This is a genomic window from Mobilicoccus caccae, assembly GCF_030161635.1.
Lineage (GTDB): Bacteria > Actinomycetota > Actinomycetes > Actinomycetales > Dermatophilaceae > Mobilicoccus > Mobilicoccus caccae.
In genome coordinates this window covers 4,207,012-4,228,403 of the sequence record NZ_BSUO01000001.1, presented here as the reverse complement: position 1 = coordinate 4,228,403, position 21,392 = coordinate 4,207,012, and the positions used below count along the sequence as shown (strand labels likewise).

26 protein-coding genes, 2 pseudogenes and 1 riboswitch are annotated in these 21,392 nt (G+C 71.2%); of the genes and pseudogenes, 11 read left to right on the top strand and 17 right to left on the bottom strand.

What is annotated here, in order from left to right:
• Position 1: 1 nt before the first annotated feature.
• Positions 2-790: a 2-keto-4-pentenoate hydratase gene (locus QQK49_RS20850; protein ID WP_284305670.1), complete on the bottom strand. Its 789-nt coding sequence runs from the start codon at positions 788-790 to the stop codon at positions 2-4.
• A gap of 27 nt (positions 791-817) precedes the next feature.
• On the opposite strand from QQK49_RS20850, the pseudogene QQK49_RS23560 reads away from it, so the two are divergent.
• Positions 818-1,707, top strand: a pseudogene (locus QQK49_RS23560) (IclR family transcriptional regulator).
• A gap of 86 nt (positions 1,708-1,793) precedes the next feature.
• Here the strand turns inward: QQK49_RS23560 and QQK49_RS20835 are convergent.
• From QQK49_RS20835 to QQK49_RS20810, 6 genes are all read right to left on the bottom strand, one after another.
• On the bottom strand, positions 1,794-2,114 hold the full coding sequence (locus QQK49_RS20835; protein ID WP_284305667.1) for a hypothetical protein: 321 nt from the start codon (positions 2,112-2,114) through the stop codon (positions 1,794-1,796).
• The gene (locus QQK49_RS20830) at positions 2,111-2,497 is read right to left on the bottom strand and encodes an ArsR/SmtB family transcription factor (RefSeq protein ID WP_284305666.1); all 387 of its coding nucleotides are present in this window, start codon (positions 2,495-2,497) and stop codon (positions 2,111-2,113) included. Before QQK49_RS20830 ends, QQK49_RS20835 begins: the two co-directional genes overlap by 4 nt.
• Before the next feature lie 78 nt (positions 2,498-2,575).
• Positions 2,576-3,298, bottom strand: coding sequence for an energy-coupling factor transporter transmembrane component T family protein (locus tag QQK49_RS20825; protein WP_284305665.1), 723 nt, complete (start codon positions 3,296-3,298; stop codon positions 2,576-2,578).
• Entirely contained in the window at positions 3,295-3,915 is a 621-nt protein-coding gene (locus QQK49_RS20820; protein WP_284305664.1) for an ABC transporter ATP-binding protein, read from the bottom strand. The genes QQK49_RS20825 and QQK49_RS20820 overlap by 4 nt, the downstream gene beginning before the upstream one ends.
• Positions 3,906-4,862: an ABC transporter ATP-binding protein gene (locus QQK49_RS20815; protein WP_284305663.1), complete on the bottom strand. Its 957-nt coding sequence runs from the start codon at positions 4,860-4,862 to the stop codon at positions 3,906-3,908. The genes QQK49_RS20820 and QQK49_RS20815 overlap by 10 nt, the downstream gene beginning before the upstream one ends.
• Entirely contained in the window at positions 4,859-5,521 is a 663-nt protein-coding gene (locus QQK49_RS20810; protein ID WP_284305662.1) for an ECF transporter S component, read from the bottom strand. The genes QQK49_RS20815 and QQK49_RS20810 overlap by 4 nt, the downstream gene beginning before the upstream one ends.
• Positions 5,522-5,586: 65 nt before the next feature.
• Positions 5,587-5,689, bottom strand: a riboswitch (TPP riboswitch).
• Between the two features lie 131 nt (positions 5,690-5,820).
• On the opposite strand from QQK49_RS20810, the gene QQK49_RS20805 reads away from it, so the two are divergent.
• The 6 genes from QQK49_RS20805 to QQK49_RS20780 all read left to right on the top strand — a co-directional run bounded on the left by QQK49_RS20805 (position 5,821) and on the right by QQK49_RS20780 (position 9,935).
• Positions 5,821-6,099: a DUF4235 domain-containing protein gene (locus QQK49_RS20805; protein ID WP_284305661.1), complete on the top strand. Its 279-nt coding sequence runs from the start codon at positions 5,821-5,823 to the stop codon at positions 6,097-6,099.
• Between the two features lies 1 nt (position 6,100).
• Positions 6,101-6,619: a gamma carbonic anhydrase family protein gene (locus QQK49_RS20800; RefSeq protein WP_284305660.1), complete on the top strand. Its 519-nt coding sequence runs from the start codon at positions 6,101-6,103 to the stop codon at positions 6,617-6,619.
• 173 nt (positions 6,620-6,792) lie between these two features.
• Positions 6,793-7,500: a Type 1 glutamine amidotransferase-like domain-containing protein gene (locus QQK49_RS20795; protein ID WP_284305659.1), complete on the top strand. Its 708-nt coding sequence runs from the start codon at positions 6,793-6,795 to the stop codon at positions 7,498-7,500.
• Positions 7,501-7,729: 229 nt separating this feature from the next.
• On the top strand, positions 7,730-8,395 hold the full coding sequence (locus QQK49_RS20790; protein WP_284305658.1) for a polysaccharide deacetylase family protein: 666 nt from the start codon (positions 7,730-7,732) through the stop codon (positions 8,393-8,395).
• A 101-nt stretch (positions 8,396-8,496) separates the two neighbouring features.
• On the top strand, positions 8,497-9,789 hold the full coding sequence (locus QQK49_RS20785; RefSeq protein WP_284305657.1) for an AI-2E family transporter: 1,293 nt from the start codon (positions 8,497-8,499) through the stop codon (positions 9,787-9,789).
• Positions 9,786-9,935, top strand: a complete 150-nt coding sequence (locus QQK49_RS20780) for a hypothetical protein (RefSeq protein WP_284305656.1) — start codon at positions 9,786-9,788, stop codon at positions 9,933-9,935. The genes QQK49_RS20785 and QQK49_RS20780 overlap by 4 nt, the downstream gene beginning before the upstream one ends.
• Before the next feature lie 24 nt (positions 9,936-9,959).
• Here QQK49_RS20780 and QQK49_RS20775 read toward each other — a convergent pair whose 3' ends face one another.
• The 4 genes from QQK49_RS20775 to QQK49_RS20760 all read right to left on the bottom strand — a co-directional run bounded on the left by QQK49_RS20775 (position 9,960) and on the right by QQK49_RS20760 (position 13,783).
• A complete protein-coding gene (locus tag QQK49_RS20775) occupies positions 9,960-10,634 on the bottom strand; it encodes a response regulator transcription factor (RefSeq protein WP_284305655.1) in 675 nt (224 codons plus the stop codon).
• The gene (locus QQK49_RS20770) at positions 10,631-12,055 is read right to left on the bottom strand and encodes a sensor histidine kinase (RefSeq protein ID WP_284305654.1); all 1,425 of its coding nucleotides are present in this window, start codon (positions 12,053-12,055) and stop codon (positions 10,631-10,633) included. The genes QQK49_RS20775 and QQK49_RS20770 overlap by 4 nt, the downstream gene beginning before the upstream one ends.
• A 119-nt stretch (positions 12,056-12,174) precedes the next feature.
• Positions 12,175-12,465: a hypothetical protein gene (locus tag QQK49_RS20765; RefSeq protein ID WP_284305653.1), complete on the bottom strand. Its 291-nt coding sequence runs from the start codon at positions 12,463-12,465 to the stop codon at positions 12,175-12,177.
• 40 nt (positions 12,466-12,505) lie between these two features.
• Positions 12,506-13,783 (bottom strand): MATE family efflux transporter, encoded by a 1,278-nt coding sequence (locus QQK49_RS20760; RefSeq protein ID WP_284305652.1) that lies wholly within the window; start codon positions 13,781-13,783, stop codon positions 12,506-12,508.
• A 291-nt stretch (positions 13,784-14,074) separates the two neighbouring features.
• Here QQK49_RS20760 and map point away from each other — a divergent pair, with 291 nt between their 5' ends.
• From map to QQK49_RS20745, 3 genes are read left to right on the top strand one after another with little or no spacing between them, the layout of a single operon-like run.
• The gene (gene map / locus QQK49_RS20755) at positions 14,075-14,854 is read left to right on the top strand and encodes a type I methionyl aminopeptidase (protein WP_284305651.1); all 780 of its coding nucleotides are present in this window, start codon (positions 14,075-14,077) and stop codon (positions 14,852-14,854) included.
• Positions 14,855-14,860: 6 nt separating this feature from the next.
• Positions 14,861-15,235: a hypothetical protein gene (locus QQK49_RS20750; RefSeq protein WP_284305650.1), complete on the top strand. Its 375-nt coding sequence runs from the start codon at positions 14,861-14,863 to the stop codon at positions 15,233-15,235.
• Between the two features lie 33 nt (positions 15,236-15,268).
• Entirely contained in the window at positions 15,269-15,670 is a 402-nt protein-coding gene (locus QQK49_RS20745) for a hypothetical protein (protein WP_284305649.1), read from the top strand.
• Between the two features lie 116 nt (positions 15,671-15,786).
• On the opposite strand, the gene QQK49_RS20740 is transcribed toward QQK49_RS20745, so the two are convergent.
• The 6 genes from QQK49_RS20740 to QQK49_RS20715 all read right to left on the bottom strand — a co-directional run bounded on the left by QQK49_RS20740 (position 15,787) and on the right by QQK49_RS20715 (position 20,144).
• Positions 15,787-16,275, bottom strand: a complete 489-nt coding sequence (locus QQK49_RS20740) for an NUDIX hydrolase (RefSeq protein WP_284305648.1) — start codon at positions 16,273-16,275, stop codon at positions 15,787-15,789.
• Positions 16,276-16,410: 135 nt separating this feature from the next.
• Complete coding sequence (locus QQK49_RS20735; protein ID WP_284305647.1) at positions 16,411-17,502, bottom strand: DUF4097 family beta strand repeat-containing protein; 1,092 nt, start codon at positions 17,500-17,502, stop codon at positions 16,411-16,413.
• A 147-nt stretch (positions 17,503-17,649) separates the two neighbouring features.
• Complete coding sequence (locus QQK49_RS20730) at positions 17,650-18,429, bottom strand: YhfC family glutamic-type intramembrane protease (RefSeq protein ID WP_284305646.1); 780 nt, start codon at positions 18,427-18,429, stop codon at positions 17,650-17,652.
• Positions 18,426-19,004 carry a hypothetical protein gene (locus QQK49_RS20725; RefSeq protein WP_284305645.1) on the bottom strand — a complete coding sequence of 193 codons (579 nt, stop codon included), beginning with the start codon at positions 19,002-19,004 and terminating at the stop codon, positions 18,426-18,428. The genes QQK49_RS20730 and QQK49_RS20725 overlap by 4 nt, the downstream gene beginning before the upstream one ends.
• Positions 19,001-19,351: a GntR family transcriptional regulator gene (locus tag QQK49_RS20720; protein WP_284305644.1), complete on the bottom strand. Its 351-nt coding sequence runs from the start codon at positions 19,349-19,351 to the stop codon at positions 19,001-19,003. Before QQK49_RS20720 ends, QQK49_RS20725 begins: the two co-directional genes overlap by 4 nt.
• Before the next feature lie 67 nt (positions 19,352-19,418).
• The gene (locus tag QQK49_RS20715; protein ID WP_284305643.1) at positions 19,419-20,144 is read right to left on the bottom strand and encodes a GntR family transcriptional regulator; all 726 of its coding nucleotides are present in this window, start codon (positions 20,142-20,144) and stop codon (positions 19,419-19,421) included.
• 265 nt (positions 20,145-20,409) lie between these two features.
• Here QQK49_RS20715 and QQK49_RS20710 point away from each other — a divergent pair.
• Positions 20,410-21,327, top strand: a pseudogene (locus QQK49_RS20710) (PTS transporter subunit EIIC); the annotation flags it as partial.
• Positions 21,328-21,392: the final 65 nt, after the last annotated feature.

Below are 21,392 nucleotides of genomic sequence, written 5' to 3'. Positions count from 1 at the left end.
CTCACTTCTCCTTGGCGAATCGGGCGGTGACCGTGCCGAGACCGGCGAAGGTCGCGGTGACGACGTCGCCGCCGACGACGGGGGTCATGGGGGTGCAGGAGCCGGGCAGCACGACGTGTCCCGCCTCCAGGCGCACACCGAGGGCGCCGACGGTGTTGGCGAGCCACACGAGGGAGTTGACCGGGGACCCCAGGACGGCCCCGCCTGCTCCCGTGGCGACGATCTGCGCGTTCTTGGTGAGCACGCATCCGGCGAGCCGGAGATCCACGAGGTCGACCGGCCTCGGCCGGCTGCCGAGGACGACCGCACCCGAGCTGGCGTTGTCGGCGATCGTGTCGAACAGGCCGATCTTCCAGTCCTCGATGCGCGAGTCGACGATCTCCAGGGCCGGCAGCACGAAGTCGACGGCGGCGAGCGCCTCGGCGACCGTGACACCGGGGCCGGCCAACGGCTTCTTGAGGACGAAGGCGATCTCGGGCTCGATGCGTGGCTGCAGGAAGTCCCCGACCGGGATCGCGGTGTGCTCGGCGTGGAACATGTCGTCGAACAGATGCCCGTAGTCCGGCTGGTCCACCCCGAGCTGCTTCTGCATCGCGGCGGAGGTCAGCCCGACCTTGTGGCCCTTGACGACCCGTCCGTCGGCGATCCGTTGACGGACCTGCAGGAGCTGGATCTCGTACGCGTCCTCGAGGTCGAGCTCCGGATACGTGCTGGTCAGGGGCGGCACCGCCTGACCGTCGTAGGCGGCCAGGAGGTCAGAGGCCGTGCGGGCGCGGGTGGCGGCGTCCATGTACTGCTCCTTCGCAGGGACGGGTGGATGCCCGTCGGGGACGACCGGCACATCGGCACTGGAACAGCGGGTGCGATATACCCCACCTTGGCGCGCCGAGTGGGACAGACTCAACGCATGTGTCCCGCTGAGCAGAACGGAGCGCCAGGTCTGGTCGATCGACTCTCGGCCATCCTCGACGCCTTCGACGACGCCCACCGCAGAATCGCCCTCTCGGAGCTGGCGCGCCGAGCGGGACTGCCCAAGTCGACGGTGCACCGTCTGGTGGGTGATCTGGTGCGTCACGGCCTGCTGGAACGGCGAGACGGACGGCTCCAACTCGGTATCCGCATCTTCGAGCTGGGTGAACTCGTCCCCCGGCGACGCGACCTCGTGGACGCGGCGTTGCCTCATCTCAGCGACCTGCGCGCCGCCACCGGACACACGGTTCATCTGGCTGTCATGGACGACCGGGAGGTCGTCTATCTGCACGTCCTGCCCGGCAGCGCCTCGGGAATCCTCCCCTCGCGGACCGGTGGTCGGATGCCCGCTCACGCGACGGGCGTCGGCAAGGCGCAACTCGCCTTCTCCCCGCAGCGGCCGTGCAACGGGTGGTCGAGGGCCCGTTGACGGCGGTCTCCCCGTACACGATCACCAGACCGGGTGCGTTGGGGCGGGAGCTGTCGACGATCCGTTCCACGGGTGTGGCCTACGACCGGGAGGAGTCCACGATCGGCGTCAGCTGCGTCGCGGCTCCGGTCCTCGGGATCGACGGGTACGCGGTCGCCGCCGTGTCCGTGAGCGGGACGACCGCAGGCCTGGATGTGCGCCGCCTCGGCCCGGCCGTGCGTACGGTGGCCCTGGCCCTGTCACGCACCGTCGCCGGCCACGCCGTGGATGTGACCGGGCATCATCACCGACGTCACGCAGGAGGGTGACGCTCAGGCCGGTAGCCATGGCCACCGGTCTCAGCGTCACCTTCAACTCAAGGTGGATCGTTGTGCGCGTGGCACCCCTCGGTGGTTCAGGCGGCGTGCTCGCAGGTGGCGCAGGTGCAGTTCTCGCAGGTGCAGTTGTTGCAGGTGTCGGTGCAGTTCTCGCAGTCGCAGCTCTGGTGCTTGCACGTGGGGCACGTGCAGTTCTCGCAGGTGCACGCGGCGCAGACGTCGTCGCAGTCCTTGCAGTCGCACGCGGTGCACTCGTCGTAGTGGTCGCCGTGCTCGCGGTGGGCGTGGCCGTCGTGCAGGTAGTCGACGTGGTCGAGGTGCACGACCTTCTCGTGGCCGCAGTCGTCGCCGTGGGTGTGGGTGTGCTCTTCGGCTGCCTGATGCGTGGTGTCGGTCATGGCCGTTCCTTTCCGGACCCGCACCGGTCGTGCCGGTCGCGGTCGTCGTGTGTGTCGTGATCGCCGTGCTCGTCGGGATGTTCCGGATCGTGTTCGACCGCGTGGGCGACGGCGTCACGCACGATGTGCGCCACGTGGTCGTCCATGAGGGAGTAGACGACCTCCCTGCCCTGGCGCCGCGTCTGCACGAGGCAGTGATCGCGCAACACCTTGAGGTGCTGGGAGACCAGCGGCTGCGAGACGCCGAACGCCTCCACGAACTCGGACACGGTGTGTGGCCGCTCGACGAGCGACATCACGATGCCGATCCGCACCGGGGAGGCCAGTGTCTTGAAGAGCGCGGACGCGCCCTCCCACTGCCCGGACGCCGCGGAGTGATCCATGCGTCCATCCTAATATGCGCCTACTCGCATGTGTCAACCCTCCGCCCGCCCCGGCTGTACGCATCACGCACGCCGGGTTCAGGCGACGAGGGGCAGGTGGGGAACGAGGGCGGGGATGGCAGCGACGAGCGCACCGATGATGACGAGGGTGGTGTCGGCGCCGGTCCAGGGAGCCGGCTCGGCCCAGGTGCGCGACCGACCTCCGGAGACGGGCGCGGAGTACCCGCGGGCCTGCATCGCCACGGTCATCTGCCCGGCGCGGCGGATGGCCTCGACCAACAGGGCCAGGGTCATCGCCACGACGTGCCGGACACGCGAGAGCGGTCCACGCCCGGATCCGAGGCCGCGGGCGCGCCGCATCCTCGACATCGTGTCCCAGTCGTCGGCGAAGGAGTCCACCTGCTGCAGCGCGACGACCCCCGCGAGCACCGGTCTGGCCGGGAGTCGGAGCCGCTGACCCAGGTGGTCGCCGAGGGTGAACGGGTCGATGTAGGAGACGAGCACCAGGCCCGGGAGCACGAAGAACGCCACCCGGGAGGCGGCCAGCGCGGCGGGTTCGAGCGAGCGTGGATCGGCGAGCAGCCAGTTGGACCAGGCGATCGACACGAGCGCGATGAGCCCGGGCAACAGACGCATCGGCGAGAACCCCGTCCGGCCGATGAGGACCGGCCAGACGACGAGCTCGACGGCCAGGCCGACGAGGAGGCCCCGCAGGTCGCGCGCGACGAGACCCCCTGCGGTCAAGAAGAATCCGGCGAGCAGGAGCGAGAGCGGACCGCACCGTGCGAGCAGCCCGATCATGCCCCCACCCCCGCCAACCGGCCCGCGTCGAGCACGTGCGTGGCGTCCGCCGTGCGCGCCAGGTCGTCGTCGTGGGTGCTCACGAGCACCGCCATGCCGACCCCCGCCGCGGCCGCGCAGAGTCCGACGACCGCGGCCCACGTGTGCCGGTCCTGACCCACCGTGGGCTCGTCGAGCGCCAGCACCGACGGCCCGTGGACCAGCCCGGACGCGAGCGCGAGGCGCCGCAGCTCCCCACCGGAGAGGGTGTGCGGATTGCGGTCCTCCAGACCCTGCAGACGCAGGTCGGCCAGGAGGCTCTCGGCCCCGCTCCGGACCTCGTCCTCGGGACGCCCGAGAGCCCGGCCGGTGGCCAGCAGGCTGTCGAGGACGGTGCTCCCGACGATCGTCAACGCGGCTCGTTGCGGCACCCACGCGATGCGCGCCGCGAGGTCGGTCGAGGCCCACGTCGAGGGCGCGGCGGTCGGCCCCACGCCCCCCGCCAGGCCCGGAGTCGCCACCACCCGCCCGGAGATGGGTCGTTCGAGTCCCGCGGCGAGGGAGAGCAGCGAGGACTTCCCCGCGCCGCTGCGTCCCCGCACCGCCGTCAGGCGCGCCGCGTCGATCGTCAGGTCCACGTCGACCAGTGCCGGCACCGGGGCGGCCCGGCGCGCCACCGACAAACCCCGCCGCACCGGACGCGTGAGGCCGGCGCGCTCGAACTCCAGGAGTCCGGTGGCGCCGCCGGCGGCCGACCCATGCCGCGGCTGCGGAACGACCAGGCGCGTGGGCTCGGGCGCCGGCACGCCGGGCAGCCAGATCCCGGCGGCCAGCAGCGTCTCGCGGTGCTCGCGCAGGACGCTCGCGGGCGGCCCGTCGGCGAGCACCCCCTCGCGTCCGAGCACCACGAGCCGGTCGATGAGATCCGGGGAGACTCCCCGGAATCGCCTCCCTCGCCGTCTCCGACGCCCAGCCACCGGTCGAGTCGGTGTTCGACGACGACGAGACTCACCCGTCGGTCCGCGACGACCCCCGCGACGGCGTCGCGGACGTGGGCGGCGGAGTCGTCGTCGAGCATCGCGGTCGGCTCGTCGAGCAACAGGACGTCGGGCCGCATGGCGAGCACCCCGGCGAGCGCGAGACGCTGGGCCTCACCGCCGGAGAGGGCGGCGCTGCGGTGCTCGGGCCCGTAGGGAAAGTCCACGGCGGCCAGCGCGCCGGCCACGCGCTCACCGATCTCGGCGCGCGGGACGCCGAGGTTCTCCGGACCGAACGCCACGTCACGTCCGACGCGACCGGCCACGAGGGAGACGGCAGGGTCCTGCAGCACCAACCCGACCCGCCCGTCCCCGGCGCGCACCGGCTCGCCGTCGACGCGCACCTGGCCGTCGAGGTCGCCGGCCTCGGCCTCGCCGAGCACCCCGGCGAGCGCGCGCAGCAGGGTCGACTTGCCCGCGCCGCTCGCACCCGCCAGGAGCACCCGCTCACCGGGCTCCACGCGCAGGTCGACGCCGTCGAGGATCGGGTCGTCCTGACCGAGCGGGGTCCAGGTGAGCCCGCGCGCCTCCAGTGCGGCCGCGCTCACGACCGCCGGCTCGGGGCGAGGAGGTGCTCCTCACCGGGCGGGAAGTGGCCGATGACGCCGGTGCGCGCGAGCGCGCGGATCAGCAGGTGGCCACCGATGCCGGCGATGACGATGCCCGAGACGATGCCCGCGCCGAGGTAGACGAGCTTCCACGTCCAGGAGAACGCTGGCACGTAGGCCCACCATTCGTAGAGGGTGATCTCGAAGACCGCGGCGAGCGTGCCGCCGAGGGCCGCGATCGCCAGGTCGTGCCGGCACCAGCGCCACAGGGCGACGGCGACCTCGACGCCGAGGGCCTGCAGCAGCCCCGAGATCAGCACCGCCTGCCCCCACTGGTTGCCGAGCAGCATCTCGACGTTGGCGGCGACCATCTCGCACAGCAGCGCCGCGCCCGGCCTGCGCACGAGCAGCGCGCCGGCGACGGCGGGCAGCAACCAGATTCCGAGCATGAGTTCCTGCGCGGGCGGGAACCCGGCGAGGGCGATCTTCAGCGGGTTGTACAGAAAGGTGTCGAAGCCCCAGAACGCCACGCCGAGCGCGACGCCCAGTACGGCGAGGGTGACGAGGTCGACCGCCCGCCAGGCGAACGGGCCGCCGCGGGCCGGACGTCGCCCGGGGCGGGTCGAGGTGGAGGTGGTGGTCGTGGTGCGTGTGCTCATGGGTCTCTCCCGTGGTCGGCGCGATGCGTACACGGGGGAGGGAGGCCCACGTACGTCGCGGACGCCCCTCGAGAAACTCGACTCCCTACGCCGGTGCGAGCCGGATCAGGTTCGAGGGTCTGCGGCGAACCGCACTCTCAGCGCCGAGGCGCTCCCCTGTCGATCGAAGTCCGGCCACTGTACCCACTGCCTCGGCGGCGGCGGTACCGGGCTCCTCGCCCTCCCCCACCCGCCGGTTCGGGCGGCCGTTCGCGGGGCATCCGTCGCCGATCCGCCCGACGCCTGGCAGACTGCGCACCATGGGTGAAAAGGTGTTCAAGATCCTCGGAACCGCCGCCGCTGTCGGCGCCGGTGTCCTGGCCAAGAAGATCTCCGAAGGTGGCTGGAAGGCCGTCATGGCGAGCGACCCGCCCGCCAACCCGGAGGACCCCGACACGGAGATGTACGAGGCGATCGCGTGGGCGCTGTTCTCCGGCGCCGTCATCTCCCTCGTGCGCATGCTCGTGAGCAGGCAGTGGACGCAGTACTACGCCAAGTCGACCGGCCGCCGCCCGAGCAACCCCAACGACGTCAGCTGACGTGCTGATCTCGCTCGACGGCCGCGCTCCCGAGGTCGCGGGCGACGCCTGGACCGCACCGACTGCCGTCGCCATCGGCGCGGTCACGGTGGGATCGCAGGCGAGCCTGTGGTTCGGCGCGGTGGCCCGCGGGGACGGCGACGAGATCCGCATCGGCGCGCGCAGCAACGTGCAGGACAACGCGGTTCTCCACGCCGACCCCGGGTTTCCCGCGCTCATCGGTGAGGACGTCACGATCGGCCACAACGCCACCGTGCACGGCTGCACCCTCGAGGATCGCGTCATCGTCGGCATGGGCGCGATCGTCATGAACGGCGCCCGCGTGGGGTCGGACTCCATCGTCGCGGCGGGCACGCTCGTGCTCGAAGGCGTGACGATCCCTCCGCGCTCCCTCGTCGTCGGCGCACCGGGCAAGGTGCGGCGCGAACTCACCGACGACGAACTCGCCAAGGTGCGGCGCAACGCCGAGGTGTACGTGGAGAAGGCCCAGACCTACCGGACCGGCGCCACCACGCTCTGACCCGCCCGATGACGGGGCCGGCGCCCCGCTCACCACACTCTCCGGCCCGAGGCCCGCGACGACAGCGGCCTCGGGCCGGATCCGTGCCCGCCGCAGGTCGATGCGAGCGATGCCACACGGGGCGCGCGCGCCCTCCCCCGCCGCCGACGACGATTCGCGGCTACGGTCGTGGCATGACCACTCACATCGTCGCGATGGGCGGTGGCGGGTTCTCCTCATCCGAGGGGTTCCGTCCCACGGGCCTCGACCGGTACATCCTCTCCTTGACCGACGCGACCAACCCGCTGGTCTGCTTCGTCCCCACGGCGTCGGCCGACGACGGCCTGTACGTGTCGCGGTTCATCAACGCCTACAGCTCCAAGGTGCGCACGAGCGTCCTCACGCTGTGGAGCGGCGCCGCCGACGCGATCGCGCGGATGGACGAGGTCGACGTGTTCCTCGTGGGCGGCGGCAACACCCTCAACATGCTCGCCCTGTGGAGCGCGCACGGCCTGGGCCAGCGGTTCCGCTCCTACATGAAGGACACGGACCGCGACGTCGTGCTCGCCGGGGTCAGCGCCGGCGGGGCCGTGTGGCACGAGGGCTGCACCACCGACTCCTACGGCCGCGGCATCACCGCGCTCGGTCTCGGCCTCGGGCTGGTGCCGGGCAGCTTCTGCCCGCACTACGACTCCGAGGCGGAGCGCGCACCCCAGTTCAAGGAGTTCGTCGACACCAACCAGCTCCCGGCCGGGTGGGGTGTCGACGACGGCGCCGCCATCCACTACGTCGACGGCGAGGTCGAGGCGTTCGTCTCCGAACGCGACGGCGCCGCCGTGCACCGCCTCGAGCCGACCGAGAACGGCGTCACGATCGACAAGCAGGAGACGCGCGTCCTCTGACTCCCGTGGGCGTCCACGCCCCTCTCCCACGCCGAGACCGCCGGTTATTTCCGGCGGTCTCGGCGTCGTTCGAGGGCACGGTCTCCTCCTGTGTCCGCCCGGAGTCGCACCCTCGCGCAACCGTGCCCCGCGTCCCTGACAGACTTGGATACCTGGACACTCGTCCTGGATCGCTCTCACGAAGGGGATCGTCATCCGCACGCGCATTCTCGCCGCCGGTCTCGCCGCGGTGCTGGCCACCGCGATGTCGGTGGCTCCCACGGCCCACGCGGCCGAACCGGCCGCAGCCACGCCGGCCCACACGGCCGCCGAACCGGCCACCCGCAAGCCGGCCCACAAGGTCGCCTACCTCACCTTCGACGACGGACCGACCGCCGCGTACACGCCCGCGGTGCTCGAGATCCTGGCCCGGCATCGCACCAAGGCCACGTTCTTCATGATCGGCAGCCAGGCCGAACGCCGCCCCGACCTGCTGCGGGCGGTGCGCGCTCAGGGGCACGCCGTCGGCAACCACACGTTCACGCACCCCAACCTGACCCGATCCACCCCGGCGCAGATCGCCTCCGAACTCGCCCGGACCGACGCGGCACTCGGCCACACCACCTGCCTGCGCCCGCCCGGGGGCAGCACCGACCCGCGCGTGCACCGCATCGCTCGCGCCCACGGGCTCACGACCGTCCTGTGGAACGTCGACACCCGCGACTGGACCCGCCCCGGGGCATCCGCGATCACGGCCGCCGCCGTCTCTCCGCTCACCTACCGCGGCCGGTCGCCGGTCATCCTCCTGCACGACGGCGGCGGAGACCGGTCACAGTCCGTCGCCGCCCTCCCCGGAATCCTCAGATCGCTGGAACGCCAGGGGTATCGCTTCGAGACCCTCCCCGCCTGCCGCTGAGACCTCCGGGGACCGCACGACCGAGCTCGTCGGCCGCCGACCTGCCGCGACGCGCCGCTCCGAGCGCGCAACTCCCGGGGCGTCGTGTGACACTGGCGGCCGTGAGGTTCTTTCCGCGCGTCAAGACGCCGTCCCTGACCGACGTCCGTGGTCGGGTGCCCCGTCCCGAACAGGTCCAGCCCGTCTCGGGCCCGCCACCCATCGCCCTCAACGATCCGCGACGCGCCGACGACGCGGTGCCCTTCGGCCTGCGGGTGGCAGCGGGCGTCTCCTGGCGGGTCCTGCTCGTCGCCGCCGCCCTGTACCTCCTCGGGCAGATCATCGGACGCACCAGCACCGTGGTCATCCCGGTCGCCGTGGCGCTGCTGCTCACCTCCCTGCTCATGCCGGCCGCGGTGTTCCTCAACCACAAACTCCGCTTCCCACGCGCGCTCGCGGCGATCACGACACTGCTCGGCGCCCTCGCGATCCTCATCGGGCTGCTCTACTTCGCGGGCAACCAGGTGGTCGTCGGCGTCAGCCAGCTGAGCGGCCAGGTCGAGCAGGGCGTCAACCAGATCCAGAACTGGTTGAGGGACGGCCCCCTCGCCGGCCCCCAGATCAGCCAGGCCATCGACCAGGGACGCAACTGGGTGCAGAGCAACGCCGGACCCCTGACCAGCGGTGCCGTCTCCGGCGCGGTGACGGCCGGCAACCTCGTCGTCGCCACGATCATGGCGCTGTTCGCCATCTTCTTCTTCCTCTCCGACGGCGACCGCATGTGGGCCTGGTTCGTGCGGCTCGCGCCCAAGGAGATCCGCTCCCCCATCCACGAGGCGGGCCGGCGCGGCTGGGTCACCCTCAGCTCCTACGTCAAGACGCAGGTGATCGTCGCCGCCGTCGACGCCGTCCTCATCGGTCTGGGCGCCTTCCTCCTCGGTCTTCCCCTCGTGGTGCCGCTGGCCCTCATCGTGTTCTTCTCCGCGGCGATCCCCGTCGTCGGGGCCGTGGTCTCCGGTGCGCTCGCCGTGATCCTCGCGCTGGTCGTGCAGGGCCCGCTCATCGCGCTGGCGATGATGGGTGTGGTCCTCGCGGTGCAGCAGATCGAGGGCAACCTGCTGCAGCCGATCCTCATGAGCAAGGCCGTCTCGCTGCACCCGCTGGCGACCATCCTCGGCGTGGCCGTGGGCTCCTACCTGTTCGGCATCGTCGGCGCACTGTTCGCGGTGCCGGTGCTGGCGGTGACCAACACCGTCGTGCTCTACCTCAACGGTCACGACAAGTTCCCGATGCTCGATCAGAACGCCTCGGTGCTGACCAACTCGGCCAAGGAACTCACCGGCGACAAACACGCTCCGAAGGACGAGGAGTCCCCGCCCGCTCCCGGCGGAGACTCCCCCGCATCGGGGAGATGACGCCGGAGCGCTACTCCGAGCAGCAGGCCGAGCTCGACGACCACCACCAGGAACTCGCCCAGCAGGAGCACGTCGACGACGACAACAAGGTGCAGGGACCGCCCGAGCCGGGCGAGCACCGGGGTCGGGACTCCGACCCTCGCTGACCCACGCCCGCCGGCGCGGACACCTCACATGCCCGTGCGGACCAGCCCGGTCTCGTAGGCGACGACGACCATCTGCACCCGGTCGCGCAGACCGAGCTTGGCGAGGATGCGTCCGATGTGGGTCTTGACCGTGGCCTCCGCGAGGAACAACGCGGTCGCGATCTCGGAGTTGGTGAGACCCCGGCCGACGGCCTCGAGGACCTCGCGCTCACGCTCGGTGAGGACGTCGAGCTTGGTGTCACGGGTCTCACCGGAACTCGGCAGGTTGGGCACGACGCGTTCGAGCAGGCGGCGGGTCGTGCTCGGGGCGACGACGGAGTCACCGCGGTGCACGGCCCGGATGGCGGCGAGCAGTTCGGAGGGTCCGGCGTCCTTGAGCAGGAACGCCGCCGCGCCCGCCTTGAGGGCGGCGAACACGTACTCGTCGAGGTCGAAGGTCGTGAGCACCACCACACGCGGAGCTCCGGGGAGTTCGCAGATGCGGCGGGTCGCCTCGACCCCGTCCAACCGCGGCATGCGGATGTCCATGAGGACGACGTCGACCTCATGCTCCCCGACGGCGTCTACCGCAGCCAGGCCGTCGGAGGCCTCGGCGACGACCGTCATGTCGGGGGTCGCGTCGAGGACCATACGGAATCCGGCCCTCACGAGCTCCTGATCGTCGACCAGGATCAACCGGACCGGTGCGTCGGTGTTCATCGCATCTCTTTCTCGTCGGCGGCCTGCCCGTTCTCGCCCCCGACACGCGAACGCCCCCCAAGGGTCCTTGCATCGTAGGGAATCCGTGCCTCGACGACGAAGCCGCCTCCCGGCGCGCCGCCTGCCCAGAGGTCGCCGTCCACGGCGGTGACCCGCTCTTTCATGCCCACCAGGCCGTGCCCCTGACCGTCCGGAGCGGCGCCGACACCGACGCCGTCGTCGCGCACGGTGACGAGCAGGGCGTGATCGAGGTAGTCGACGGACACCCACACCGAGGCCTCGCCGGCGTGCTTGATGACGTTGGTCAGCGACTCCTGCACCACCCGGTAGGCGGCCAGATCCGCGGCCCGGGAGATCGGCCGCGGCGTCCCGCTGACGTCGCTGGTGATGTGCAGCCCGGCCAGGCGCAGCGGCTCGATGAGTTCGCCGAGCGAATCCACCCCGCCCGTGGGTGTGTACTCGGGCTGCCCCTCGTCGCGGCGTAGGACCGCGACGAGCCGGCGGGTGTCGGCGAGGGACTCCCGAGCCGTCTGGCCGATCGTCGTCAACGCGGCCGCAGCCCCGCGCAACGCGGCGAGCGCGGCCTGCGGGTCCTCGGTCTCCGCAGCCCGGTCGAGCGCGTAGGACGCGCCGTCGGACTGGACGACGATCACCGACAGGGAGTGGGCCACCACGTCGTGCATCTCGCGGGCGATGCGGGCGCGTTCCTCCTGCGCGGCGAGCCGCATGTTCTGGACCCGGCCGCGTTCGACGGCCTCGGCACGCTGACGCGTCTGCTCCAGCGACTGCGCCCGCTGCCGGACGAGGGCGCCGAGCAGCCAGGCCGACACGGCGGTGGCCAGGCAGAAGAAGGTCGTGATGGCGATGACGACGGCCAACTCGGTCGCCGACGTCGCCCCCCACCCGTTGACGGTCCAGTCGATCGCCCCCAGGAGACCGCCGATCGCCGCCACCACGAGGATGAGTCGCCGGACGCGACGATCGTCGGCCCATCGGGCCACCGAGTAGGCCACCAGCGGAGCGGTGACGTTGGCCGAGGACGGCTCGCTGATGAGGATCAACTGCAGCAGGTGAGCGACGACGACGACAGCGGCCGCACGGCCCGGGAACGTGCGGCGCCAGAGGAAGGGCAGCGCGAACATGGGGACGACCATGAGCCCGGCGATGCCGCCGAGGGCGCTGCCGTAGCTCGCCGCCTGTACGGCGAAGGGGAGGCAGAACATCAACAGGACGAGCGTGAGGACGACGTCGGCGAAGGCCGGTGGGCCGCCGGGCCAGCGGGCGCGGGTGGTGTCCCACACGCGGTCGACCCCGTCCAGGAGGTCCTGCCCCCACGACGCCTGGGACCCGCGGGGATGCTCACGGCCGGCGTCCGCGGGCGGGAGGCGGGGTCCCGTCTCGACGGGGCGTTCGGTCGTCATCGTTCGAATGTAGGCCGAGGGGTGTCCCGCAGTCGTCCCCCCGTGGACGCATCCACGCCTACGACCGCAGACGCATGGGGTCCCGGGTCGGGGCGCACCGCGTCGACTCCTGCTCGCGCCTACCGGCGTAGTCCGTGCAGCGCCTGCTCGAACATCCCGGGCCAGGCACTCACGTCGTCGGAGGTCACGAGCACCCATCCGTCGGCGGACGCCGCCGTACCCCGCCGGCCGAGGGCGTCCTCACGGGCGGGGCTGCCTTCGGGGAGGTAGACCTCGGCGCCCTCGTCGGCGAGGCGGGCGAACGGCGTGCCGTCCACGTGCAGGGTGCGGACGGGGGCCGCGGTGTCCTCGCGCGCACCGGAGGTCTCCAGTTCGCTTGCCATGCGGTCGAAGAGCGCGTCGATGTCCATGCGCCCATTCTGCGTCGGGAAGTTCGCGGGCGCGCGCAGGTCAGCTCCGCGGCTCGCCGACGGGATCGGCCGCGGGATGCGCCGCCTCGTCGCGCTCACGGTCGTGCCGACGCGAGGAACGGATCGCGGTGACCAGCCAGAACGGCAGGAACAACGCCTCGACCACGGCGAGGGCGAGGGCGGCTCCGACGGCGCCCATCTGGATCGTGCCGACAGCCATGAGGCCCAACAGGACCGGCGCCCGGAGGATGTTGAGGTGGAACGTCTTTCGAGCCAACCCCATGCCGTAGAGCGTGACGGCGGCACCGAGGCCGAGGGAGGAGGCGATCGAGTTCAGGCCCATGGGCAGCAGGACCGGGGCCGCGCCCTGCCACGAGTCACGGAACAGCCATTGGCCGACGGGATCGGGAAGGAGGATCAGGGTGACGACGTAGGCGCTCGAGACGAGCCCCATCGCCGCCGACACGGCGAGCATCGCCTTGATCCTCGCCGGGGCTCGCATCTGCGCTCGCCGGGACAACTCGGGGACCGCGAACGCGAGCGCCGCCGTGCCGAGCACGTTGAGTGGACCGAGCAGGGTCTGCACCGCCCGGATCGCGCCCACGTCCGCCGCGGAGGCGAGCGGGGCGATCATGAGGATGCCGAACTGCGCGGCGCCCAGTCCCAGGATGTACTCGGCGATGAGGTAGCCGGTGATGTCCTTCTGCTCGCGGATCCACGCGCCCGAGGACAGCAGACCCGGCGCCGCCCGCAGGAGGTAGAGCCCGACGGCGGCCGACACGAGCCCGGCGATGCCCCAGGTCAGGGTGAGGACGCCGACCGAGGTCCAGCCGAGCGCGATGGCCCCGAAGAGCAGTCCGAACTGCAGGACCATGCGGATGAAGTCGATGAGCGCGGCGTGCTCGGCGCGGCCGGCGGCGAAGAACGCCATGCGGCAGGAGTCCTGGAGGACCAGGGCCGGCAGACACGGGGCGAGCGCGAAGAACGCGGCTCCGACCGGGCCACCGACGTACGCGGCGACCGCGACACAGATCAGCCCGCCGACGACACCGATCCACGCGGCCGTGCCCTGCGAGGTGCGGACGGCGGAGCGGAACGCGTCCGGCGAGTCGGCGCTGTGCCGCATCTGCAGCGGTTGGCCGACCATCGCCTTGGCCACCGCGACCGCGACCCCGTACACGACGAACGCCATGGAGAAGGCGCCGAATCCGCTGGCGTCGTTCAGTGCCTGCGCCACGAACACCATGAGCAGCATGTTCGACAGCGCGGACATGACCTGATCGATGACGTTCCACCCGGCACGACGGGCAAGACTCATGGCATTGACCATCGAGGTCGTTCCCCTCTCCCCATCGCAGACCGGCTCGTCTCGGCGCGGCGTCTCCCCACAGACGTCGGCCGCGATCTTACGCCGCGTCAGGGTTGGACGTCGAACGAAGATCGGGTCGATCGTCCACATTCCACGACGTGCCTGGTCAGAGCGGCGCACATTGCGTACCGGTGCGTTCGGTCACCGCCTGACGCCGGTGTGCGTCACCGACGTCAGGCCACCTAACATGGCGGGACATCATGAGGCCGGTCGACGCCGGCACAGGGAGAGGTGAATCGGGTGATCGAGCTGCGGACGCCGCGCGAGATCGAACAGATGCGTCCGGCCGGCGCCTTCGTGGCCGAGGTCCTGACGGATCTGTCCGAACGCGTGCGGGTGGGCACCAACCTGCTCGAGATCGACGAGTGGGCGCACGAGCACATCCGCCGCCGTGGCGCGGAGAGCTGCTACATCGACTACCACCCCTCCTTCGGGGCGTCGCCGTTCGGTCACGTCATCTGCACGTCGGTCAACGACGCCGTGCTCCACGGCCTCCCCCACGACTACGCCCTCGCCGACGGCGACCTGCTCAGCCTCGACTTCGCCGTCGCCGTCGACGGGTGGGTGTCGGACTCGGCGATCAGCATGATCGTCGGCGACTCCACCCCGGAGCGTCGCGAGGCCGACCTCGACCTCATCGAGACGACCGAGGTCGCCCTCGCCGAGGCGATCGCCGTCGCCCGACCCGGCAAGCGCATCGGCGACATCTCCCACGCCATCGGCCGGGTCGCCCGGGCGGCGGGGTTGCGCGTCAACACGCAGTTCGGTGGCCACGGCGTCGGCCGCACCATGCACGGCGACCCCCACGTGCCCAACGACGGCGCGGCCCGCCGCGGTCTCAAGCTGCGTCCCGGCCTGGTCATCGCCATCGAGCCGTGGTTCATGGCCGGCACCGACGAGCTCGTCACCGACCCCGACGGGTGGACGCTGCGCAGCGTCGACGGCTCCCGCGGTGCGCACTCGGAGCACACGGTGGCGATCACCGACGGCGATCCGGTCGTCTTCACCGCGCGGGGCTGATGACGGGTGCTCGACGTCATCGTCGCCGCGATGTGGGTGACGACCGCCATGGGTGTCGTGTTGCTCCTGGGGGCGGTGGTCGGCCGCCTGCCGCGCCCGGTGACGCTCGCGGCGCTGGGCATCGGTGAGGCCGCGACGCTCGTGGCCGTCGTCGCCGACGTCGTGTGGTTGATCCAGGGACATCCGAGCCCCGGCCTCATCACCCACATCAGCTACCTGCTGACGACCCCGCTCATCATCCCGGCCGGATTCGCGCTCACCTACAAGAAGTTCGACCGCTGGGGTCTGCTCATCGTCGCGGTCGCCACCCTGATCGCGGCGATCATGGTCGTCCGGCAGCTCCAGACTCTGGGGATCCCCTTCGGGTACCTCAATGTCTGAGCGGGCGGCCGCGCCGGCGGACGACGCGCGGGGGTGTCGACGCCCGCGGCGGGGCCGGGACGGTTCTTCACGCTGATCTACGGCGTCTTCGCCGTCGGCGCCACCTCGCGCGCCGGGGTGGAGTTGCTCACCAAGTTCTCCGAGGCCCCGATCTCCTACACCCTCTCGGCGGTGGCGGCGGCGGTGTACGTCGTGGGCTTCGCCCTGTTGTTGCGGTGGGGGCACCGCGGCTCGCGTGAGGCCATGCGGGTGCTGTGCATCGTCGAGCTCATCGGGGTGGTCCTCGTCGGCACCCTGAGTCTGGTGGTGCCGCAATGGTTCCCGCAGGCGTCGGTGTGGTCGTACTACGGAGTCGGCTACCTGCTGCTGCCCGCGGTCCTCCCGATCCTCGTGCTGCGGTGGTTGAAGAGGTCGAGCGCCCACGCGACGTCCTGAGCGATCAGTCGTCAGAGGCGGCACTCGCCCCGAGCACCTCACCGTCCACACCTGAGACAGTAGGTGGGGACGAAACAGTAGGGCCTGCGCGACTGTTTCAGACCTCTCCTACTGTCTCAGGTGGAGTCGGGTGGGTGCGTCTCGCCGGTGAGCGCGGTGAGCCGGTCGAGGAGGGGGCGTTGGCCCTTCAGGATGCGTCTGCGCGCGTCGTGCAGCGGCATCCATTCGGCTCGGTCGACCTCGGGGATCGTCAGGTGCTTGCCCGATCTGGGTGGCCATTCGACCTCGCAGGTGTTGCTCTCGAGGAACGCCAGACTCGACGACGACTCGACGGCGTAGGCACGGACGATCTTGGCGGAGGAGTGCCGCGCCTCGCCCAGGTCGAGCCACGGCTGCGGCGGCGGGGCGACGCCGATCTCCTCGGCGAACTCACGCGCCGCGGCGATCATCGGCTCTTCGGTCGCGGGGTCGTACTCGCCCTTGACCACCGACCAGACGCCCTCGTCCTTGCTCGCCCAGTACGGACCGCCCGGGTGGGCGAGGAAGACGAGCAGGTCCTCACCGTCGTGGCGGTAGGGCAGGACTCCGGCGCTGTACTTCGGCATGGGCTCAGCGTGGCACCGCCGTCGTCGTCGCGCCCTACTTCGTGTGGATCCTCCTGCGGCTGCGGGCGACCGACGGCCTGACGCCGCGGTGAACGTGCGTGGCGGTTCGCGGGCGGTGCGGGGCTTCGGCGCGGGTCAGCCTTCCTCGATGTCGACCGACCCGGAGCCGGTGCGCACGAAGAGGGGAACGCCGCGGACGTCCTGCTGCACGTCGACATCGAGTGACCCCGAGCCGGATTCACCCATGACCGAGTAGGTCTTGCCGCCGGGCACCCGCAGGTCGATGCTGCCCGAACTGGACTCGGCCCGCAGCCGCTGCAGCTCGGAGGTCGCCTGCGCGTCGATCGACCCCGACGTCGACTTCAGGGAGAGGCGTCCGCCGCGGAAGTCCTCGACCTCGATGCCGCCCGATGTGGACTCCGCGGTGACGTCGCCGTCGACACCGCTCACGTCCATCGAGCCGGAGGAGCTGCGCAGCCTGGTCTCACCGCGCACCCCCTCGACGTCGATGCTGCCCGAGTCCGACTGCGCGGAGACCTCGCCGCCGGCTCCGGTGACCTCGAGCGAGCCGGACGAACTCCGCAGCCGCGTCTTGCCGCTCACGTTCGCCACGTCGATGCTGCCCGAGGTGGACTCGACGGTGACGTCGCCCCTGACACCCTGCAGATCGACCGAGCCGGAGGTCGACCGGACGTCCAGCGAGCCGCCCACGTCGCGGGCGTCCAGCGAGCCCGACGTCAGACGGGTCGAGACGGTCACCCCGGCCGGCACGGCGACCTGGAAGTCGCGGCGGCAACCCCACTGTCGGCACTCGAGCTGCAGCCGGAGCGTGTCCCCGTAGAACGACTGCCGCACCTCGCCCCGGTTGTCGCCGAAGAGCGTCGGGGAGGCGATCGTCGCCCGATTCCCAGTGGTCGACAGCAGATCGACGCCCTCGGAGTCCGTGACGATCTCGATGCGCGTGGCCTGATGCTCGACGGGCACGGGCTCGGTGTGTCCGGCGAACGCCGAGAGCGCACCGGAACTCAGTGCGGCCAGGGCTGCGGCACCACCGATGAGCAGACCGATCCGCCGGCGACGGCGTCGCGCGGGAGGTGGTGACGACGGGGCGGGTTCGACGGGTCCGGCCTGCGGCTTCGCGTCCGGGACCCGGCCGCGCACGACGTCCTGCACATCCGGCATCGGGCGGTTCTCCTGGCCCGGCTCATCCGGCGTGATGTCCCGCATCCTCGAAACCCCCGACGTCGTGTCCGTGCCCGCACGCGATACGCCGCCAGGCTAGCCGACACCCGCGGCGAGGGTCGGAGCACCGAGCGTCTCCGCCGTCGCGGCCACCGCGGCGGGCTGTTCCGGGTCGTTGCCGCCGGCGGCGGTTCAGCCTCGTTGCTCGCCGGTCAGCGTTCTGCGCGAGACCGGCCCCCGCAGCGCGGCCCAGAGCAGGCCGAGTGCGAGGACGGTGAGCAGGGACTCCGCGGCGAGAGTGCCGCCGAGCTGGGCGGCGGCCACGACGATGCCGTTGATCGCGCAGTGCAGGATCACGGCCGTCAGCCACCACTGCCACGCCCCGGTGCGCACACCCCGCAGGACGATGAGCGTGAGCCCGACGTGCACGACGATCGCGAGGATCCGCTCGTAGACTCCGGCGGCGGCCGATCCGACGGTCAGCGCCTGCAGCGCGGAGATCTGCGCGTCGACCGCGGGAAGCTGATCGGGCGCGGCCCCACGCACGCTCGCCCGCACGGTGTCGGCGGTGAGCAGCAGCACGATGCCGTTGAGCGCCGCGATCCCGAACAGGAGGATGGCCTCGATCCCGCCGTGGCCGAGTCCGAAGGCGACACCGCCCTCCCAGGAGCGGACCCGTTTGGCCCAGTGGCGCAGCACGATCCATCGCGCCGTCTCCTCGAAGAGTCCCGAGGTGACGACGAGCAGGATCGTGTTGACCACGCCCAGGTTCGGGCCCATGACCTGCGTGAGCAGGAACGTCACCGGCATGACCAGGGCGAACCGCGCGACCTGCGAGAGCGGGAACGTCAGCGCGCCCCACCCGATGGCCGACCACGGGGCCGGCAGGCGGCGGCCGGCGACGACCCACGCGACCACCACGCCGACCGTGACGAGGGTGACCTGACCGGCCAGGAGGGCGACCGGGCTCATCGGCGCATGCCGCCCCGGACGTCGAGTTCGCGGGAGATCAGCGCAGCGGCGGTGTCGGGGTCGTCGGCCGTGATCGTGAGCGTCCACCGACCCAGATCGAGCGCCAGCGCGGGGCCGGGACGCAGCACGAGGCCGACGCCGCGCTCGAGCGACAGGCGCAGACCGTAGCCACCGAAATCCGCGGCCGTCACGGTGACGGGTCGGGCGGAGGCGATCGCGCTCAGGGGGATCGTGCGGCGCAGACCGGGAATCCCGCAGGTCACGGTGACTCCGGAGGGGTCGACGAGGACACCGACCCGACGGAGGGCGGCAGTCGTCGCGGCCACCACGAGCGCGCCCGCCGTGTCTCCCGGCGAGCGGGAGGCGAACGCGCGGCTCGCCGTCACACCCGTGGCCGCGCCGAGGGTGGCGAGCGCCCACGGCGCCATCGAGGAGCCGGTGACGACGACGGCGCGCCGTCCCGGTTCGAGGTCGAGGGGAGCCGCGGGGACGCGCGAGTCCTCACCGCGGGGGAGGACGAGGGCGGCGACGGCACCGCCGGCGGCACCGAGGGCGAATCGGGTGGCGGTGTTCATCGTTCGGCTCCTTGGTCGAGGGCGTGATGGAGGTCGTCGAGCGACAGCCCGGCACGGGCGCCGGCGTCGAGAAGGGCGATGACGGCGCGGTGGACGTCGGCGGTCTCGGGAGCGCCGACGACGACCGCGCCTCGCCCGCGCCGCATCTGGATGAGCCCCTCGTCGCGCAACCGCCCGTAGGCCTTGAGCACGGTGTGCACGTTGACGCCGAGTGCGGCGCCGAGATCCCGTGCCGCGGGCAGACGCTCGCCGCGACGGACCTCACCGCGGGCGAGCGCGCCCCGGAGCCCGGCGACGAGCTGGTCGTGCAGGGTCACCGGGGAGTCGGGATCGATCGTGATGAGCACACGACAACTCTAGTTGTTCTAGTAGGAATAGATCAAGCCGCACGAGTGTGAGCGTTCGTGCGCCAGGTCACGCATCCCCGCGGTCGCCCTGGCCGTGGACGCGATGTCTGGCCACGAAACGGAACCGGTCGCCACGGAACGCCGATCTCGTCCACTCCAACACCCGACCGCCTGCGTCCCAGGCCGTGCGGTGGATGAGCAGGATCGGCAGGCCGGTGTCGACGTCGAGCAGATTCGCCTCGACGGGGTCGGCGAGCACGGTCTCGATGACGTCCTCCACGGTCGCGATCTCCATGCCGTAGGCGTCGCTCATGGTGCGGTACAGCGACCCGCGGGCGACGAGTTCGGCCTCCAGGTCGGGCAGCGGGCCGGGGATGTGCGCGGTCTCGTGGGCGATGGGCCGGCCGTCGACCGTGCGCAGGCGCTCGACCCGGTGGACCGGCGCACCCGGCGCGACGCCCAGCTTCTCGGGGACCTCCCCCGTCGCCTCCCGCCCGGAGACCTCGATGATGACGCTGCCCGGCCGCCAGCCCTCGGACTGCAGGTCTTGGGAGAACGACGTCAGCGGACGGACCTGCATGAGTTTGGGCTGCGCGACGAACGTGCCGCGCCCCTGCCTGCGTTCCAGCCGCCCGTCGACGACGAGCTCGGCGATGGCCTGGCGCACGGTCGTCCGCGAGGTGGCGAACCGTTCGGCGAGTTCACGCTCGGTGGGGATGGGCGATCCGGGTTCGGATCCCGCCGTCAGGGCAAGGATCTCGCCCTTGACGCGGTAGTACTTGGGAACCCTCACGGCCTTGCCTTTCACCTGGTCAGGGGCGGAGGACACGTTAACAATCAGTCACAGAGGACTGCACACACCTCGGCGGCCCGCACGCAGGACCTCGCCGCGGCGCGACGCCGGCCCACACCCGGTCTCCGCACCCGGGACCAAAGGCCCGACACGCTCGTCACCATTGACGAAACATTGGTCTAGTCCAATACTGATCCCGACCCTCATCAGTTGCAAGGCCCAAGGAGGACCCGGCGTGGCCACTACCAGTGAATCGTCGACATCGATGCGGAAGGGACCCAACCTCACGGGTCTGATCCGTTTCGGCACCAGCCTCATGCTGCCGATCGCCCTGCTCCCCGCGGCCGGCCTCCTGCTGCGCATCGGCCAGGACGACCTGCTCGGGTGGATCAGCACCCCGGTCATCGGTCCGTTCTTCGACGCGATGACGGCCGCCGGTGACAGCCTGTTCGTCAACCTCGGATTCCTCTTCGCCGTCGGCATCGCGATCGGCATGGCCCGCCAGGCCGATGCGACGATCGGCCTGTCGGCCGTGGCGGGCTACCTCGTCATCCAGGCGGTGTTCACGGCCATGTCGCCGGTCGTCCTCGAAGGGATGACGAACGCCAAGGGCGAGCCGGCCACGATCAACTACGGCGTCTTCGCCGGAATCATCGTCGGATACATCACGGCCAAGCTGTTCGACCGCTACTGCGACATCCAATTGCCGACCTACCTCGGATTCTTCGGCGGCCGCCGGTTCGTGCCGATCGTCGTCTCGTTCACGAGCCTCTTCATCGGCTTCGCGATGAGCTACCTCTACACGTACTTCGCCATCGGCCTGGAGGCGGTCGGCGGATTCATCGCCACGACCGGTGTCTTCGGCGCGTTCGTCTACGGCGTCGTCAACCGACTCCTCATCCCTTTCGGCCTGCACCACCTCGTCAACAGCGTCATCTGGTTCATGTACGGCAGCTACGACGGCGGTGGGGCGGTCGTGCACGGCGAGCTCACCCGCTTCGCCGCCGGCGACCCGACCGCAGGCATCCTCACCTCCGGCTTCTACCCGATCCTCATGTTCGGTCTGCCCGGCGCGGCGCTCGCGATGATGCACGTCGCCCGCCCCGACCAGAAGAAGATCGCGGCCGGTATCTTCGGCGCTGCCGGATTCACCGCGTTCCTCACCGGCATCACCGAGCCGCTGGAGTTCGCCTTCCTGTTCATCGCGTTCCCGCTGTACGTGCTGCACGCGGTGCTCACCGGCGCGTC

Coding starts and splice junctions, on each gene's coding strand:
- QQK49_RS20850 (WP_284305670.1), bottom strand. CDS start 790: ATGGACGCCGCCACCCGCGCCCGCACGGCCTCTGACCTCCTGGCCGCC.
- QQK49_RS20835 (WP_284305667.1), bottom strand. CDS start 2,114: ATGACCGACACCACGCATCAGGCAGCCGAAGAGCACACCCACACCCAC.
- QQK49_RS20830 (WP_284305666.1), bottom strand. CDS start 2,497: ATGGATCACTCCGCGGCGTCCGGGCAGTGGGAGGGCGCGTCCGCGCTC.
- QQK49_RS20825 (WP_284305665.1), bottom strand. CDS start 3,298: ATGATCGGGCTGCTCGCACGGTGCGGTCCGCTCTCGCTCCTGCTCGCC.
- QQK49_RS20810 (WP_284305662.1), bottom strand. CDS start 5,521: ATGAGCACACGCACCACGACCACCACCTCCACCTCGACCCGCCCCGGG.
- QQK49_RS20805 (WP_284305661.1), top strand. CDS start 5,821: ATGGGTGAAAAGGTGTTCAAGATCCTCGGAACCGCCGCCGCTGTCGGC.
- QQK49_RS20795 (WP_284305659.1), top strand. CDS start 6,793: ATGACCACTCACATCGTCGCGATGGGCGGTGGCGGGTTCTCCTCATCC.
- QQK49_RS20780 (WP_284305656.1), top strand. CDS start 9,786: ATGACGCCGGAGCGCTACTCCGAGCAGCAGGCCGAGCTCGACGACCAC.
- QQK49_RS20775 (WP_284305655.1), bottom strand. CDS start 10,634: ATGAACACCGACGCACCGGTCCGGTTGATCCTGGTCGACGATCAGGAG.
- QQK49_RS20770 (WP_284305654.1), bottom strand. CDS start 12,055: ATGACGACCGAACGCCCCGTCGAGACGGGACCCCGCCTCCCGCCCGCG.
- QQK49_RS20765 (WP_284305653.1), bottom strand. CDS start 12,465: ATGGACATCGACGCGCTCTTCGACCGCATGGCAAGCGAACTGGAGACC.
- QQK49_RS20760 (WP_284305652.1), bottom strand. CDS start 13,783: ATGAGTCTTGCCCGTCGTGCCGGGTGGAACGTCATCGATCAGGTCATG.
- QQK49_RS20740 (WP_284305648.1), bottom strand. CDS start 16,275: ATGCCGAAGTACAGCGCCGGAGTCCTGCCCTACCGCCACGACGGTGAG.
- QQK49_RS20735 (WP_284305647.1), bottom strand. CDS start 17,502: ATGCGGGACATCACGCCGGATGAGCCGGGCCAGGAGAACCGCCCGATG.
- QQK49_RS20730 (WP_284305646.1), bottom strand. CDS start 18,429: ATGAGCCCGGTCGCCCTCCTGGCCGGTCAGGTCACCCTCGTCACGGTC.
- QQK49_RS20725 (WP_284305645.1), bottom strand. CDS start 19,004: ATGAACACCGCCACCCGATTCGCCCTCGGTGCCGCCGGCGGTGCCGTC.